The organism is Methylobacterium persicinum, assembly GCF_022179525.1.
Lineage (GTDB): Bacteria > Pseudomonadota > Alphaproteobacteria > Rhizobiales > Beijerinckiaceae > Methylobacterium > Methylobacterium persicinum.
Genome location: NZ_BPQX01000012.1, coordinates 56056 through 70098 on the forward strand (window position 1 = coordinate 56056; position 14043 = coordinate 70098).

12 protein-coding genes are annotated in these 14043 nt (G+C 67.5%); 10 read left to right on the forward strand and 2 right to left on the reverse strand.

Features of this window, described 5'->3' with window-relative positions; all coding sequences use genetic code 11:
* Window positions 1-23 precede the first annotated feature (23 nt).
* The 4 genes from MFF22_RS04125 to MFF22_RS04140 all read left to right on the forward strand — a co-directional run bounded on the left by MFF22_RS04125 (window position 24) and on the right by MFF22_RS04140 (window position 6062).
* The gene (locus MFF22_RS04125; RefSeq protein WP_373320177.1) at window positions 24-1880 is read left to right on the forward strand and encodes an ABC transporter ATP-binding protein; all 1857 of its coding nucleotides are present in this window, start codon (window positions 24-26) and stop codon (window positions 1878-1880) included.
* Between the two features lie 101 nt (window positions 1881-1981).
* Window positions 1982-3793: an adenylate/guanylate cyclase domain-containing protein gene (locus tag MFF22_RS04130; protein WP_238247672.1), complete on the forward strand. Its 1812-nt coding sequence runs from the start codon at window positions 1982-1984 to the stop codon at window positions 3791-3793.
* 39 nt (window positions 3794-3832) lie between these two features.
* A complete protein-coding gene (locus tag MFF22_RS04135; protein WP_238247673.1) occupies window positions 3833-4642 on the forward strand; it encodes a phosphatase PAP2 family protein in 810 nt (269 codons plus the stop codon).
* A 52-nt stretch (window positions 4643-4694) separates the two neighbouring features.
* The gene (locus MFF22_RS04140; RefSeq protein ID WP_238247674.1) at window positions 4695-6062 is read left to right on the forward strand and encodes a S8 family serine peptidase; all 1368 of its coding nucleotides are present in this window, start codon (window positions 4695-4697) and stop codon (window positions 6060-6062) included.
* A gap of 335 nt (window positions 6063-6397) precedes the next feature.
* On the opposite strand, the gene MFF22_RS04145 is transcribed toward MFF22_RS04140, so the two are convergent.
* On the reverse strand, window positions 6398-7021 hold the full coding sequence (locus MFF22_RS04145; protein ID WP_238247675.1) for a helix-turn-helix transcriptional regulator: 624 nt from the start codon (window positions 7019-7021) through the stop codon (window positions 6398-6400).
* Window positions 7022-7461: 440 nt separating this feature from the next.
* Here MFF22_RS04145 and MFF22_RS04150 point away from each other — a divergent pair, with 440 nt between their 5' ends.
* The gene (locus MFF22_RS04150) at window positions 7462-8178 is read left to right on the forward strand and encodes a Crp/Fnr family transcriptional regulator (protein WP_238247676.1); all 717 of its coding nucleotides are present in this window, start codon (window positions 7462-7464) and stop codon (window positions 8176-8178) included.
* Window positions 8179-8398: 220 nt separating this feature from the next.
* A complete protein-coding gene (locus tag MFF22_RS24800; RefSeq protein ID WP_370877576.1) occupies window positions 8399-8530 on the forward strand; it encodes a YjiS-like domain-containing protein in 132 nt (43 codons plus the stop codon).
* Window positions 8531-8553: 23 nt separating this feature from the next.
* Here MFF22_RS24800 and MFF22_RS04155 read toward each other — a convergent pair whose 3' ends face one another.
* Window positions 8554-8979: a hypothetical protein gene (locus MFF22_RS04155; protein WP_238247677.1), complete on the reverse strand. Its 426-nt coding sequence runs from the start codon at window positions 8977-8979 to the stop codon at window positions 8554-8556.
* Window positions 8980-9558: 579 nt separating this feature from the next.
* Here MFF22_RS04155 and MFF22_RS04160 point away from each other — a divergent pair.
* The 4 genes from MFF22_RS04160 to MFF22_RS04175 are packed head-to-tail and all read left to right on the forward strand — an operon-like array spanning window position 9559 to window position 13897.
* Window positions 9559-10620: an ABC transporter ATP-binding protein gene (locus tag MFF22_RS04160; RefSeq protein ID WP_238247678.1), complete on the forward strand. Its 1062-nt coding sequence runs from the start codon at window positions 9559-9561 to the stop codon at window positions 10618-10620.
* 51 nt (window positions 10621-10671) lie between these two features.
* Window positions 10672-11982: an ABC transporter substrate-binding protein gene (locus MFF22_RS04165; protein WP_238247679.1), complete on the forward strand. Its 1311-nt coding sequence runs from the start codon at window positions 10672-10674 to the stop codon at window positions 11980-11982.
* Window positions 11983-12005: 23 nt separating this feature from the next.
* A complete protein-coding gene (locus MFF22_RS04170) occupies window positions 12006-12962 on the forward strand; it encodes a carbohydrate ABC transporter permease (protein WP_238247680.1) in 957 nt (318 codons plus the stop codon).
* Window positions 12959-13897, forward strand: coding sequence for a carbohydrate ABC transporter permease (locus tag MFF22_RS04175; RefSeq protein ID WP_238247681.1), 939 nt, complete (start codon window positions 12959-12961; stop codon window positions 13895-13897). The genes MFF22_RS04170 and MFF22_RS04175 overlap by 4 nt, the downstream gene beginning before the upstream one ends.
* Window positions 13898-14043 lie beyond the last annotated feature (146 nt).

A 14043-nucleotide genomic window follows, 5' to 3' on the forward strand; every position in this document is an offset into this window, starting at 1 on the left:
GACACGATGATGAACCAGGAGTGATGCCCGTGGCGGATCCGGTCCTGTCGGTGCGCGACCTCACCGCCTCGTTCCGCACGGAGGGGCGGTGGCGGGAGGTGCTGCACGGCGTCTCGTTCGACGTCGGCCCCCGGGAGACCGTGGCGCTGGTCGGCGAGTCGGGCTCCGGCAAGAGCGTCAGCGCGATGGCGATCCTGCGCCTCCTGCCGCGGGATTCCTGCCGCGTCGGCGGCAGCGTGCGCTTCGATGGACGGGAATTGCTCAGCGCCTCCGACGCCGAGATGCGGCGCGTGCGCGGCGATTCCGTCGCGATGATCTTCCAGGAGCCGATGACCTCCCTGAACCCGGTTCTGACCATCGGCTTCCAGATCGCCGAGGCGCTGATCCAGCACCGGGGCCTGTCGCGGTCCGCCGCGGAGGCGGAGGCCCTGCGGCTCCTCGACAAGGTGCGGATCCCCGCCGCCCGCACGCGGCTGCACGAATACCCGCACCGGTTCTCCGGCGGCATGCGCCAGCGGGTGATGATCGCCATGGCGCTCGCCTGCCGGCCGAAGCTGCTGATCGCCGACGAGCCAACCACGGCCCTCGACGTGACGATCCAGGCCCAGATCCTCGACCTGATCAAGAGCCTCCAGGACGACGAGGGCATGTCGGTCCTGTTCATCACCCACGACATGGGCGTCGTGGCCGAGATCGCCGACCGCACGGTGGTGGTGTACCGGGGCCGGGCCGTGGAGGCCGGGCCGACCGCGCGGATCTTCGACGCGCCCGCGGAGCCGTATACCCGGGCGCTGCTGGCGGCCGTTCCACGCCTCGGGGCGATGGCGGGCCGCTCCCGGCCCCTCCGCTTTCCGGTGGTCGACCGCGACACCGGCGCGGAGGGCGCGATGCCGGAGACCCCCGACACGGTCCGGGCCGCCGAGCGCCCGGTGCTCGAAGTGCGCGACCTGACGACCCGGTTCGACATCCGCTCCGGGCTGTTCGGCCGCGTCACGGGCCGCATCCATGCGGTGGAGCGGGTCTCGTTCAGCGTGGCGGCGGGGGAGACCCTGGCGCTCGTCGGCGAATCGGGTTGCGGCAAGTCGACCACCGGACGCTCGATCCTGCGCCTCATCGAGCCCCTGTCCGGCTCGGTCCTCCTCGACGGCGAGGACGTCATGGCCCTCGATCCGAAGGCCCTGCGCGTCCGGCGGCAGCGGATGCAGATGATCTTCCAGGACCCGTTCGCCAGCCTCGATCCGCGGATGAGCGTCGGCGCGGCGGTCGCGGAGCCGCTGCTGATCAACCGCCTCGCCACCCGCCGGGAGGCCCGACAGCGGGCCGAGGACCTGCTGGCCAAGGTCGGCCTGTCGCCGGAGACCGCCAACCGGTTCCCCCACGAATTCTCCGGCGGGCAGCGCCAGCGCATCTGCATCGCCCGGGCGCTCGCCCTGAAGCCCCGGCTGATCGTGGCCGACGAGGCGGTCTCGGCCCTCGACGTGTCGGTGAAGGCGCAGGTCGTGAACCTGATGCTCGACCTGCAGGCCGACATGGGCCTCGCCTACCTCATGATCTCGCACGACATGGCCGTGGTGGAGCGCATGAGCCACCGGGTGGCGGTGATGTATCTCGGCGAGATCGTGGAGATCGGCCCCCGGGCGGCGGTCTTCGGCGACCCGCAGCACCCCTACACCAGGAAGCTGCTCGCCGCGGTTCCGGTCCCGGACCCGGCGCGGCGGCGGGACCGGCACGGCCTCGCCGACGACGAGATCCGCAGCCCGATCCGTGCGCCGGATCATGTCGCGCCGGAGCGCCACTACCGGGAGGTGTCGCCCGGCCATGTCGTGCAGCTATGGGGCGCCGACTGGGCCGGCCCCGCGGCCCGGGACGTCGCCGCGTAACCGGCCGGCGCGGTGGGGCGGAATGATGCCGGCCCGCGCCGCGGCATGGTAAGACATTCCAACGGCCGCGATTCTCGGCCTTTCGGGGTCGCTCGTTTCGGATGGCCAACCAGGAGTCGCTGACAGGGGACGAGACAGGGCCAGGGGGGCCGGCCGGGGACATCGTCCGCAGCACACTCGCGATCCTATCGGCCGACGTGGTCGGCTACTCCCGCCTGACCGAGATCGCCGAGGAAGACACGCATACGCGGCTTCGGACGCTCAGGGTTCGCACCATCGACCCCTGTGTCGTCTCGTTCCGCGGCCGCATCGTCAAGAACACCGGCGACGGCCTGATCGCCTCCTTCGACTCGCCGCTCGACGCGGTCGAGTGCGCGATGCACCTGCAGGACGAGGTCGCCACCACCGAGCGCGCCCAGCCGGGCGAGCGCAGGATCAGGTTCCGGATCGGCGTCAACGTGGATTCCACGATCCTCGATTTCGGCGACGTGTTCGGCCGCGGCGTCAACGTCGCGGCGCGGTTGCAGGAGTTGGCGCCGCCGGACGGCATCGTCGTCTCCAAGCCCGTCTTCGACTCGATCGCACCGCACACGAGGATCAAGGCGGTCGATCTCGGGTCGATCCATCTCAAGAACATGGCGATCCCGGTGCGGGCCTATTCGGTGCTGGGGGGCCAGCCCGACGCCGACCCGGGGGCGCGACCGCTGCGCCGGCTGAAGGCCAAGGTCCCGTCCATCGCGGTGCTGCCCTTCCGGACCGAGGGGCGGACGAGCGGCTCCGACTACATCGGCATGGGGCTGGCCAACGACCTCATCGTGGCGCTGCAGAGCGTGCGCGGGTTGCTGGTCATCGCGCGCAGTTCCACCCTGCCGTACAAGGGCCGAAGCGTCGACCGCAGGCGGGTCAGCCGGGAACTCGGCGTGCGCTACGTGCTCAGCGGGTCCGTGGCGGTCAACAAGGCGAAGCTGCGAATCAATGCGAGCCTCGCCGACCAGGAGACCGGTACGGTGATCTGGGCCGACCGTTACGACGGGTCGACCTCCGACATCTTCGCCCTGCAGACCCGCATCGCCACCCGCATCCTGTGGAGCATCGCCCCCCACGTCCGCGAGGCCGAGCTGAAGCGCGCCCTCCGCAAGCGCTCCGAGAGCCGGAACGCCTACGAGCTCATGCTGCAGGCCGTCGACGCGATGTACCTCATGCGCAGCCCGGAATTTCCGAAGGCCCGCGAACTCCTCCAGGATGCGATGCGGGCCGACGAGACCTACGCCACGTCCTTCGCGTACGCCGCCCTCTGGCACATCCACAACGCGGCGCAGGGCTGGGCCACGGATCTCGGCTCCGAGGCCGAGGAGGCGACACGTCTCGCCCTCGCCGCCGTCGAGCGCGACCCGGCGGACGGCTTCGCCCTCGCCGTCTACGGTCACACCCGGGCGCTCTTCTTCCGCGAATACGCCGACGCGATGCTGATCTTCGAGCGCGCCCTCGAAGCCTCGCCCGGCAACGCGATGGCCTGGACACTCAGCAGTGGCGTCTACGGTTATGTCGGGCAAGGAGATGAAGCCGTGCGCCGTGCGGAGCAAGGGCTGCGCATCTCACCCGTCGACATACAATCCTACTTTTACGTCATGTTCCTCGGACAGGCGCATTATCTCAATGACAACTTCAGCGAAGCGCTGATATGGTCAAAGAAAACATATACATTGAATCCGAGGCTTTCGGCTAACTTGAGGATACTTGCAGCGACGCTGGTTGCTTTGGATCGAATCACGGAAGCCAATCTTTTCGCCAAGGCAATCCTCTCGATCCAACCAGATTTTCGCTTGGAAACTTATTCATCAAGGTGTCCATTCTCGCCAATTCTGTTAAAGGAATTCATCGACAGGCTGGAACGGGCCGGGCTGCCGCGATAGGGGCCGGCGCCGACTCCACAGCGAATCAGGGAGCGGGCGATGGGCGGCAACTGGTTCGATGCGTTGGGTGGAAACTGGACCGGCCCGATGGGCGGGAACTGGACCGACGGCGCGGCCTCGCCCGGTTCGCCGGTCTTCGCCATGCGGGCCGATCATCCGCTCGCGGAGATCCCGGTACCCGGCGACTTCACGGCCACGTTCCGGGCGTCCGAGTGGGATCCCGACCTGTTCGCCCTCACCATCATGCCGCAATTCATGAAGGCGAAGGTGGGGACCAAGACCTGGGATGCCGCCATCACCCTGCCGGCGCCGGACCCCATCACCCAGCCGATGATCGACGACCTGCTGATCCTTGCGATCACCGAGCGCCCGGACGCTCTGCCGGAGATCCTCCAGCAGAACCAGAACTTCCAGATCTGCTGGCTTCAGTTGCTGAACATCAGCAGGACCTCGCATCCGCAGACCTACCGGCTGATGAAGCTGGTCGCGCGATGCGGCGAGCTGGCGATGATCATCCTGAAGCTGCGCAACCCGACGCGGCCGCGGCCGTCGCAGGTCTGCCCGATGCTCTACCCGCCGGTGCCGGTGCCGGGTCACGCCTCCTATCCCGCCGGCCACGCCCTGATCGGAAGCTTCACCTCCGCCTGCCTGGCGGAAGTCGTCCCGGCCCATGCCAAGGCCCTGGAGACGCTGGCGGCGCGGGTCGGCTTCAACCGCGTCATCGCGGGTTTGCACTTCCGGCAGGACGTCGATGTCGGTCTCCAGGTGGGCCAGCAGCTGATGCCCTTCATCAAGCAGTGTCAGCTCTACAAGGACACGCTGGCGGCGGCGCAGGCGGAGTGGGCCTGACTCCGCCCCGCCGGGGCGGCGCAGGGTCTCGCAGCGAGGAATGGAGGCGTCCGTGGCGCGCAATGTCCCGCAATCCGGGTTCCGTCGCGTTCTGTGGGAGAGGCCAGCCGATCCGGCCCTCGTGCGGGCCGCCGGGAGCGTGGCCGCACGCGAATCGCCCCGCCGCTGGATGGGCGAGCACCAAGTCCCGGATGGGGTGACGCTCGATCGCGATTTCGGGGCGATCCCGCTCGGCCCGGGACCGGCCGAGCGGGCGATCTCTCCCATGGCCTTCCACCCCCGCCAATCGGCGCGGTTCCTGGTGCGCGCCACCATCCCAGTGGGTCCCTCCGGCGAGATCCCCGCCACCCTCGACGGGGGCGCGATCTATTCGGATGCCGAGATCCGCACGACTCTGACCTGCGGCAGCAGCCGGCCGGTCGGAACCGAGGCGGACGTGCGGACGCGGCTCGACACCGGCGTTCTTGCCCAGAACGGCCTCGACGGCAGGGGCGTGGCGATCGCCATCGTGGATGTGGGCATCTCCCTCGCACGGCTGAGCACCCGGCTCGGCGCGCCGCCGCTCCTCGACGTCGATCAGTCCTGGTCGCCTCCGAACATCGTCTCCGTGCCCGGCCGGCACCGGGTCGGACACGGGACGATGTGCGCCTTCGACGCGCTGGTCGCGGCGCCCAAGGCCACCCTGCTCGACATTCCGGCCCTCGCCGCACGGTCGGCCGGCGACCATACGGCGGCCGGAACAATCGGGGCGGCCATCCAGGCCTACTGGTTCCTGATCACCCGCTGGGTGCTCGACGGCCGGCCCGCCGGCCTCTCATCGCTCGTCGTGAGCAACAGCTGGGGCATCTACCACCCGAGCCTCGACTTCCCGGCGGGTCATCCGGGCCGCTACGTCGACAACCCGAACCATCCGTTCCGGTCCTATGTCCGCACCTTGACCCTCGCCGGCATCGACGTCGTGTTCGCGGGGTCGAATTGCGGGCCCGAGTGCCCCTCGGCGCCATGCCTGAAGCGGGTGACGGGCGCGATCATGGGGGCCAATGCCTATCCGGAAGTGCTCACCCTCGCCGCCTGCACGGTCACGGGCGAACGGCTCGGCTATTCGGCCAAGGGACCGCCCATCGCCGGGATGATGACGGAGAAACCGGACGTGACGGCCTACAGCCACTTCCTGGGCTCGCTCAGCCAGAGCCGGTTCACGGCCGATGCGGGAACCTCGGCGGCCTGCGCGGTCGCGGCCGGTTGCGTCGCGGCGCTTCGCACCGTCGCCACACCGACACCCACCTCGGCCGCGGCGATGGTGCAGGTCCTGCGCGAGACCGCCCTGCGGGCCGGACCCACGAATGAGCGCAATGAGGAATTCGGCTTCGGCATCCTGCGGCCCGTCGAGGCGGGCCGCAGCCTGGGGCTGATTCCCTGACCCCCTCGCCCGATCAGATCGGCCGGCGAAAGGCCCCCGAGGGCGTTCCTGGCCGAAGGGGATGACGGTCAGGCATGAGACCGTCCGGCGGCGAAGGCCCTGGCAGGCGGCCGCAAAAGTCGCGCAGGGGAGCAGAAGTTTCTCCTCCATCGACGACACCCTTGTCGTCATTGCGAGCAAAGCGAAGCAATCCAGGGAAGCGGAACGTCGACCCACGGAGCGCTGGCGCTGGAATGCTTCGCGACGCTCGCAATGACGCCGTCGCGCAGCGGCGGCCTCGAAGGCCTCATCCTGAGGTGGAGGGTGGGACCGCCTTATCCTGATCGACCCGTGGTCTAGGCGGCCTGCCCCATGATCGTGCGGGGACAGAGCAGGAGGAGGCGGATGAGCGACGCTTGGCGGCTGGTCCCGGTCTTGTCGAACATGCTGCGCAGGTGAGCGCGGGCCGTGTTCATCGTGATGCCCCGGGCCGTCGCACACGCGGCCAGGTCGTTTCCAGCCAACAGCGCGAGGGCGAGCGCGGCCTCGGCGAGCGTGAAGCCGAACTGGGCCCGCAACGCGTCCTCGCTCGGCATCAGGGCGGTCTCGGGCTTGATCAGGCGCAGGAGCACCGTCGGCTCCACGCTCGCAGGGCCCCTGGACCGAATCGCGCTCGCGGCGATCAACAGCGTGTCGTCGTCGAAGACGAGCCGGATCGAGCTTCCGCCGGTCCTGTCGACGCATTCGGCGAGCATCCTGCGCAGGGCCATGCTGTCGACCGGCGAATGCGCCCGCAGGCAACCGTCGACGAGACGGAGATGGGTCCCATCCAGGAACTTTGCGGCCGCGTTGTTGATGAAAAGCGCCCGCCCGCCCTTGTCGACAACCGCCAAACCCTCCTCGAACTGCTCGACGAAGCTGCGAAGCGCAATCTCGGCAGCGGCTGGGTTTGGACAGAGGTCGGGATCGCCACCGGCCATGCCCCTGCGATTCGCAGGGAGAGGGGCCGGACCGCGGAGCGCCGCCGGCGGCACGTCGAACCCGTAAGGCTTTTGAACTGCGGCGGTCTGCATGGGCGGCCTCGCATCGGTCCCGGGGCGAAGAACCTCGTGAACACGGGCATCCTACAGAGGGCCCGCTCGCAGCACGTGTGACGGCCATCACACCGACGGGCGCGGTCACGGTCCGGTGGCGCAGGCCTCGCCGGGCGCTCGGTCTGGCCTGCGCGCGCAAGCGGTGCTTTTACAGAATTGGTGCACCGCGCTATACAGTCTTCGCCTTTCAGCACTCCTGAAGACGGCACCTTCCGCAGGCGGCTTGAACTGGATGCGGTGGACCATGCTCGGACGTGATCGCCACGGATGTTTGCGGCTCGACCTGTCGGTGCCGTGTGTCGGACAGCGGGGCAGGAGCTTGGCGCGTGCGATCTAGTCTAGCCCTCTCGCTCCCCGACAAGCGTGCCGTGTTGCTGCGGCACAAGTTGTTCTGGGAGGCTCCGCAAGCCGTCATCGAGCGCTTGGCGCTCCGGGCGCAACCCCTCTCCTTCCGCAGCGGTCAGCGCATCTTCCGTCGGGGAGACGAGAGCCACGGGCTGCTCGCCGTCGTGAGCGGCCACGTCCGGATCTCGGCGGCCGATCCGGAGGGCCGGTCGGAACTCGTGATGAATCTCATCGGCCCGGACGAGGTCTTCGGCGAGATCGCCCTGCTCGACGACGGACCGAGGACCGCCGACGCCATCGCGGCGACCCGCTGCTGCCTGCTGTTGCTGGAGCGGCGCGACCTGCTTCCCCTGCTGAACGACTTCCCCGTCCTGGCCGTCCGGTTACTGGCCATCCTGAGCGGGCGACTGCGCCGGACGAGTCAGCAATTGTCGGATCGCGCCTTCGTCTGCGCGGAGCAGCGCCTCGCGAAGGTGCTGCTCACCCTGGCGGGGGGATCGGACCGGGATGGCACCCGCGTGCTGACCACACAGCGCGAACTCGGGCATATGGTCGGCCTTTCGCGGGAGGGGACCAATCGGCATCTCTCGGCTTGGCAGCGCAAGGGATATATCTCCCTGGTGCCGGGAGCCTGCACGATCGACGATTACAAGGCCCTGCAGAAGATCGCGCAAGGCAGCGAGGCCGGCGTGACCTGACCTGCAGGCCGCGCGGTCTTCCTTCCGCACAAACTCGATCACCTGACAAATCACTGCGCGAACACTCGATGAGGCTCGGGCGATGCGTGCATGTGAACGCCGATCGTCGCCCAGCCGCCGAGCGTCTGCGGCGGCATCACGGAATAGATGTGAGCCGCATCACACCTCCCGGGTTCGCGATCTGGTTAGATAAGCCAGATTCATCGGGTGGAGGCCACAAATGTTGTACTTACTTGTGAATCTTGTGGTATTAAGAGTCCGTATTCGCAGTTGCCACAGAATCCTGCTGCATTTCACTGATCGTGAACTAGAAGATCTCGGTCTGTCGCGGGGCGACGTGATCCTGCGATGAGGATGACGCGCCCGCCGCGATGCTCAGCGCTGGACGACGCGGACGCGATGATGATGGTGGTGGTGGCGACGCCACTTCAGAAGCGCGTAACGGACGCGGCCGATATAGGCGTAGAGCCTCGACCGATGCCGGTGGCGGTGCGCCAGCCGGACACGATAGGTCCGGGTCGGTTGGACGGTACGGGCCGCGATGACCGTCGGCCGCCAGGAGACGGGCTTCGCGTTCAGAACGGCGATCGGGTCGACATAGTCGACCCGGCGGGCGCGCTGCGTCTCGCCGCAGCCGGCGCACAGCGAACCGGACAGCCGCTTCCAGGCAACCTGCTCACGCGCCGCGATGAGCCGGTCGGCCTTATCCGAGAGCTCGATGGGACTCTTGAGCAAGGCGCCCCGGTCGAGCCGGCGTGTCGCACGCACCGAATCGGTCAGTTCGTCGGGAACCTCGATCATCGGAAGGGTAATCTTCTTCGGCTCAGCATGCGCCTGAAAAGAAAAAATGCATCCAATGTGACACAAAACGGCAAGTATTGACTTCAATACTGGGCGAGACATCGTGGGCCCTTCCAAAGACGCGTCTGCATCCCGATGCCAGATCGGACCGTCAAAAGCTGACAATGCTATGTGTGCAGGCATGTCGCAATCGAATTTGCAAGTATGGCGGCTTCATAAAACTACTTAATGGCAGAGTGTAATCGGCGCTTTTCGAGCAAGCAGGCCGAGTTCAGGGCGAATGTCTGCCTGCCGAGACCCTTCGAGGAGGAATCCCCCTCGCGCAGCGGCAAGGCCGACAAAGGCGAACGCAACGCCCCTCCGACGAGGATTGGGTCGCCCCCGTGCCGACTTGCTGCTTTCAGTCTTGCCGACCCGGACCGGTCATTCCGGCAACCCGACAGACTTTCACCGCATCGCGGATCACGACAGAACGGCATCATTGTGCAGGATCTGACGGTGAGCCGCTTGCTTTCCTGCAGCGCCTTTGTACTCCTCTTCCGAGAACCGCCGTCAGAGCGGTCTTGATCGGGAGGAAGCATGGCCTCGGTGGGAATCCGCGAGGTTCGCAAGGCTTTCGGATCGACGAACGTCCTGCACGGCGTGTCCGTGGACATCCGGGACGGCGAGTTCGTGATCCTGGTCGGCCCGTCCGGCTGCGGAAAGTCGACCCTGCTCCGCATGATCGCGGGGTTGGAAAATATCTCCGGCGGCGAGATCCGTATCGGCGAGCGCGTGGTGAACGATGTACCGCCCAAGGAGCGGGACATCGCGATGGTGTTCCAGAACTACGCGCTCTATCCGCACCTCACGGTGCGCGAGAACATGGCCTTCTCGATGCGCATTCGGAAGGCACCGCGCGCCGAGATCGACGAGCGGGTCAACCGGGCGGCGCAGATCCTCGGGCTCGCCCAGCTCCTCGACCGGTACCCGCGCCAACTCTCCGGCGGGCAGCGCCAGCGGGTGGCCATGGGCCGGGCGATCGTGCGCGACCCGCAGGTGTTCCTGTTCGACGAGCCGCTCTCGAACCTCGACGCCAAGCTGCGCGTGGCGATGCGCACCGAGATCAAGGAACTGCACCAGCGTCTGAAGACGACGACCATCTACGTCACCCACGACCAGATCGAGGCCATGACCATGGCCGACCGGATCGTGGTGATGCATGACGGCGTCGTGGAGCAGATCGGGCCGCCCCTCGACCTCTACGACCGGCCGGACAACCTGTTCGTGGCGGGCTTCATCGGCTCCCCGGCGATGAACTTCATCCCCGGCAGGATCCGGGCGAACGGGCATCTGACCTTCGCCGCCGATTCGGGCCTGACGATCCCCCTGACCGACGCGCCGGCCGGCACCGAGGGCCGAAAGCTCGTCCTCGGCATCCGGCCCGAGCATTTCGACCTCGCACCCGGCGGCCTCGCCGCCGAGGTCGTGGTGGTGGAGCCCACCGGCTCCGAGACCATGCTGGCGGTACGGGCCGGCGGCCAGGACCTGACCTGCGTGCTCCGCGACCGGGTGAGCGAGCGGCCGGGCGACACCGTCTCCCTGCGCCCGACCCGCGTCCATGTCTTCGACGCCGACACCGGACGCCGCCTGCCATCCTGAACCGCGTCCCGCCCCCAACGCCGTCCGCCGTCACCGAGGGAGTCCGACCCCATGTCAGTTCTCGATCGCCGTTCCCTCCTCGCGGGCGCCGCCGCGACGGGGTTCGCCGCCGGCGGCGACCTCCTCAGCTTCGCCAGGGCCTGGGCCCAGAGCGCCGAGTGGAAGCCCGAGGCGGGGGCCAGCCTGTCGCTGCTCCGCTGGAAGCGGTTCGTGCCGAGTGAGGACGAGGCCTTCATGAAGATGGTCGAGGCCTTCACCCAGGCGACCGGCGTCAAGGTCTCGGTCAGCAACGAATCCTACGACGACATCCAGCCCAAGGCGTCGGTGGCCGCCAATACCGGGCAAGGGCCCGACATGGTGTGGGGCCTGTTCTCGTTCCCCGCCCTGTTCCCCGACAAGTGCCTGCCGCTGGAAGACGTGGCGGACTCCCTGGCCAAGAAGTACGGCCCGTGGTTCCCGTCCGCGGAGGCCTACGGCAAGGTCAAGGGCAAGTGGATCGCGATTCCCGTCGCGTTCAACGGCGGCTACCCGAACTACCGCATCTCGGCGATGAAGAAGGCCGGCTTCGACAAGTTCCCCACCGACACGGCGGGCTTCCTCGAACTCTGCCGGGGCATGAAGAAGAACAACACCCCGGCGGGCTTCGCCCTCGGCCATGCCACCGGTGACGGCAACACGTGGTGCCATTGGGCCCTGTGGTCCCACGGCGGCAACCTCGTCGATGCCAACGAGAAGATCGTCATCAATTCGCCGGAGACGGCCAGGGCGCTGGAATACGTCAAGTCGCTCTACGAGACCTTCGTGCCCGGCACCGTGTCGTGGAACGATTCCTCGAACAACAAGGCGTTCCTGGCCGGCGACCTGTATCTCACCAACAACGGCATCTCGATCTACGCCGCGGCCAAGAAGGACAACCCGAAGCTCGCCGAGGACATGGATCATGCTGTCTGGCCGGTCGGCCCGGTGGGCAAGCCCACCGAGTTCCAGCTCGCATTCCCGATCCTGGCCTTCAAGTATTCGAAGGCGCCGAACGCCTGCAAGGCGTTCATCGCCTTCATGATGGAGGCGCAGAACTACAATCCCTGGCTCGAGGCGGCGCAGGGATACCTGTGCGAGCCGCTGTCGAACTATCCCAAGAACCCGATCTGGACGAGCGACCCGAAGAACGCGGTGTTCGCGGAGGCCGGGCGGCGGTCGCTGGCGGCCGGCGGCCTCGCCCCGGTGAGCGAGCGCATCGCGGCGGTGCTGGCGGACTTCGTCATCGTCGACATGTTCGCGAGCCATTGCACCGGCCGCGAGGACGTGAAGACCGCGATCAAGAACGCCGAGCGCGCCGCCCAGCGCATCTTCCGCAACACCTGACGCCGGGGGCCGGAGGCGAGACCATGGCGAACACGGCCCTGACACAACCCGCCCCCCTCGCGGTGCCGACCCGTTCGGGCTGGCAGCGGCTGCGGACGAGCCGCGGCTGGGCGGGCTTCTGGTTCATGCTGCCCACGGCGCTGATCCTCGGCCTGTTCCTGGCCTACCCGCTGCTGAAGGGGATCTGGTTGTCCTTCACCAACGCCCGGATCGGGCGGGAGGGCGTGTTCATTGGGCTGGAGAACTACGAGTGGCTCTGGGACGACGACGTGTTCTGGCTGTCGGTGTTCAACACCTGCCTGTACACGGCCGTCGCCTCGGTGCTGAAGTTCGCCGTGGGGCTCTACCTCGCCCTGCTGCTCAACAAGAACGTGCCGTTCAAGTCGATTGTCCGGTCGATCGTGCTGATCCCGTTCGTGGTGCCGACCGTGCTCTCGGCCATCGCCTTCTGGTGGATCTTTGACAGCCAGTTCTCGATCATCTCATGGTCGCTGCGTCACCTCGGGATCATCAACGGCAACATCGACTTCCTGGGCGAGCCCACCATGGCCCGGGCCTGCGTGATTTTCGCCAACATCTGGCGCGGCGTGCCTTTCATCGCCATCACCCTGCTTGCCGGGCTGCAGACGGTCTCGCCCTCGCTCTACGAGGCCGCGACCCTCGACGGCGCCTCGAACTGGCAGATCTTTTGGCGGATCACCCTGCCGCTGCTCACGCCGATCATCGCCGTGGTGATGACCTTCTCGGTGCTCTTCACCTTCACCGATTTCCAGCTGATCTGGGCGATGACCCGGGGCGGCCCGGTGAACGCCACGCACCTGATGGCGACCCTGTCCTACCAGCGGGGCATCCTGTCCGGCACGCTCGGCGAGGGCGCGGCCATCGCCACCGCGATGGTGCCGTTCCTGCTGGCGGCCATCGGGATCTCGTGGTTCGGCCTGCAGCGCCGGGCCTGGCAGGCGGGGGAGACCGACCGATGAGCGCCCCCGCCCCTCCGGCCCATGCCGATCCCCGCCTCGCCCCCCTCACCGGTTCACCGCCGGCCGGGCTCACCGACAACACGGAGGGCATGGCCTACCTCGAGCGCCTGCCCCGGCGGCTGGTGACGACCTACCTGCCGCTCCTCGTCATCCTCGCCGTGCTGCTGTTCCCGTTCTACTGGATGGCGCTCACGGCGATCAAACCGGACGAGCAATTGATCGACATGGAGCGGTACAACCCGTTCTGGGTGGTCCATCCGACGTTCAAGCACATCCACAAACTGCTGTTCGAGACGCAGTATCCGCGCTGGCTCTGGAACACGATGTACGTGTCGGTGGCGGCCACCGTGCTGTCCCTGTTCGCCAGCGTGCTCGCCGCCTATGCCTGCGTGCGGATCCGCTACCGGGGCGCCGGCTGGGTCGGCGCGGCGATCTTCCTGGCCTACCTCGTGCCGCCCTCGATCCTGTTCATCCCGTTGGCCACGATCGTGCAGGCCTACGGTCTGTTCGATTCGCCGATCGCCCTGATCCTGGCCTACCCGACGATCCTGATCCCGTTCTCCACGTGGCTCCTGATGGGCTACTTCAAGACCATCCCCTACGAGCTGGAGGAATGCGCGCTGATGGACGGCGCCAGCCGGTGGCAGATCCTCACGAAGATTATCCTGCCGCTCGCCTTCCCGGGGCTGATCTCGGCGGGGATCTTCTCCCTGACCCTGTGCTGGAACGAGTTCATCTACGCGCTGACCTTCCTGTCCTCGACGCAGAACAAGACGGTCCCCATCGCCGTCGTCAGCGAGTTCGTGGATGGCGATGTCTACAAGTGGGGCTCGCTGATGGCCGGCGCGCTGCTGGGCTCGCTGCCGCTGGTCGTCCTGTACTCGTTCTTCGTCGAATACTACGTCTCGGCGCTCACGGGCGCCGTGAAGGAGTAGGGGCAAGGGCCGCGCCTCCCACGCGGCGAGCGGGGTTCGCGTCGGGACGAGAGCAGGTCGGATTCCACGAGCACGCCCTGCTTCGGCGGGCGCAGGCCGAGGCCGGGTCGGTGAACCTCAGGGCCCGGTTCACATTAAATCAAGTT

Excerpts from the sequence above, each read along its gene's own strand:
- MFF22_RS04125 (WP_373320177.1), top strand. The coding sequence starts at position 24 with ATGCCCGTGGCGGATCCGGTCCTGTCGGTGCGCGACCTCACCGCCTCG.
- MFF22_RS04130 (WP_238247672.1), top strand. The coding sequence starts at position 1,982 with ATGGCCAACCAGGAGTCGCTGACAGGGGACGAGACAGGGCCAGGGGGG.
- MFF22_RS04135 (WP_238247673.1), top strand. The coding sequence starts at position 3,833 with ATGGGCGGCAACTGGTTCGATGCGTTGGGTGGAAACTGGACCGGCCCG.
- MFF22_RS04145 (WP_238247675.1), bottom strand. The coding sequence starts at position 7,021 with ATGGCCGGTGGCGATCCCGACCTCTGTCCAAACCCAGCCGCTGCCGAG.
- MFF22_RS24800 (WP_370877576.1), top strand. The coding sequence starts at position 8,399 with ATGTTGTACTTACTTGTGAATCTTGTGGTATTAAGAGTCCGTATTCGC.
- MFF22_RS04155 (WP_238247677.1), bottom strand. The coding sequence starts at position 8,979 with ATGATCGAGGTTCCCGACGAACTGACCGATTCGGTGCGTGCGACACGC.
- MFF22_RS04160 (WP_238247678.1), top strand. The coding sequence starts at position 9,559 with ATGGCCTCGGTGGGAATCCGCGAGGTTCGCAAGGCTTTCGGATCGACG.
- MFF22_RS04165 (WP_238247679.1), top strand. The coding sequence starts at position 10,672 with ATGTCAGTTCTCGATCGCCGTTCCCTCCTCGCGGGCGCCGCCGCGACG.
- MFF22_RS04170 (WP_238247680.1), top strand. The coding sequence starts at position 12,006 with ATGGCGAACACGGCCCTGACACAACCCGCCCCCCTCGCGGTGCCGACC.
- MFF22_RS04175 (WP_238247681.1), top strand. The coding sequence starts at position 12,959 with ATGAGCGCCCCCGCCCCTCCGGCCCATGCCGATCCCCGCCTCGCCCCC.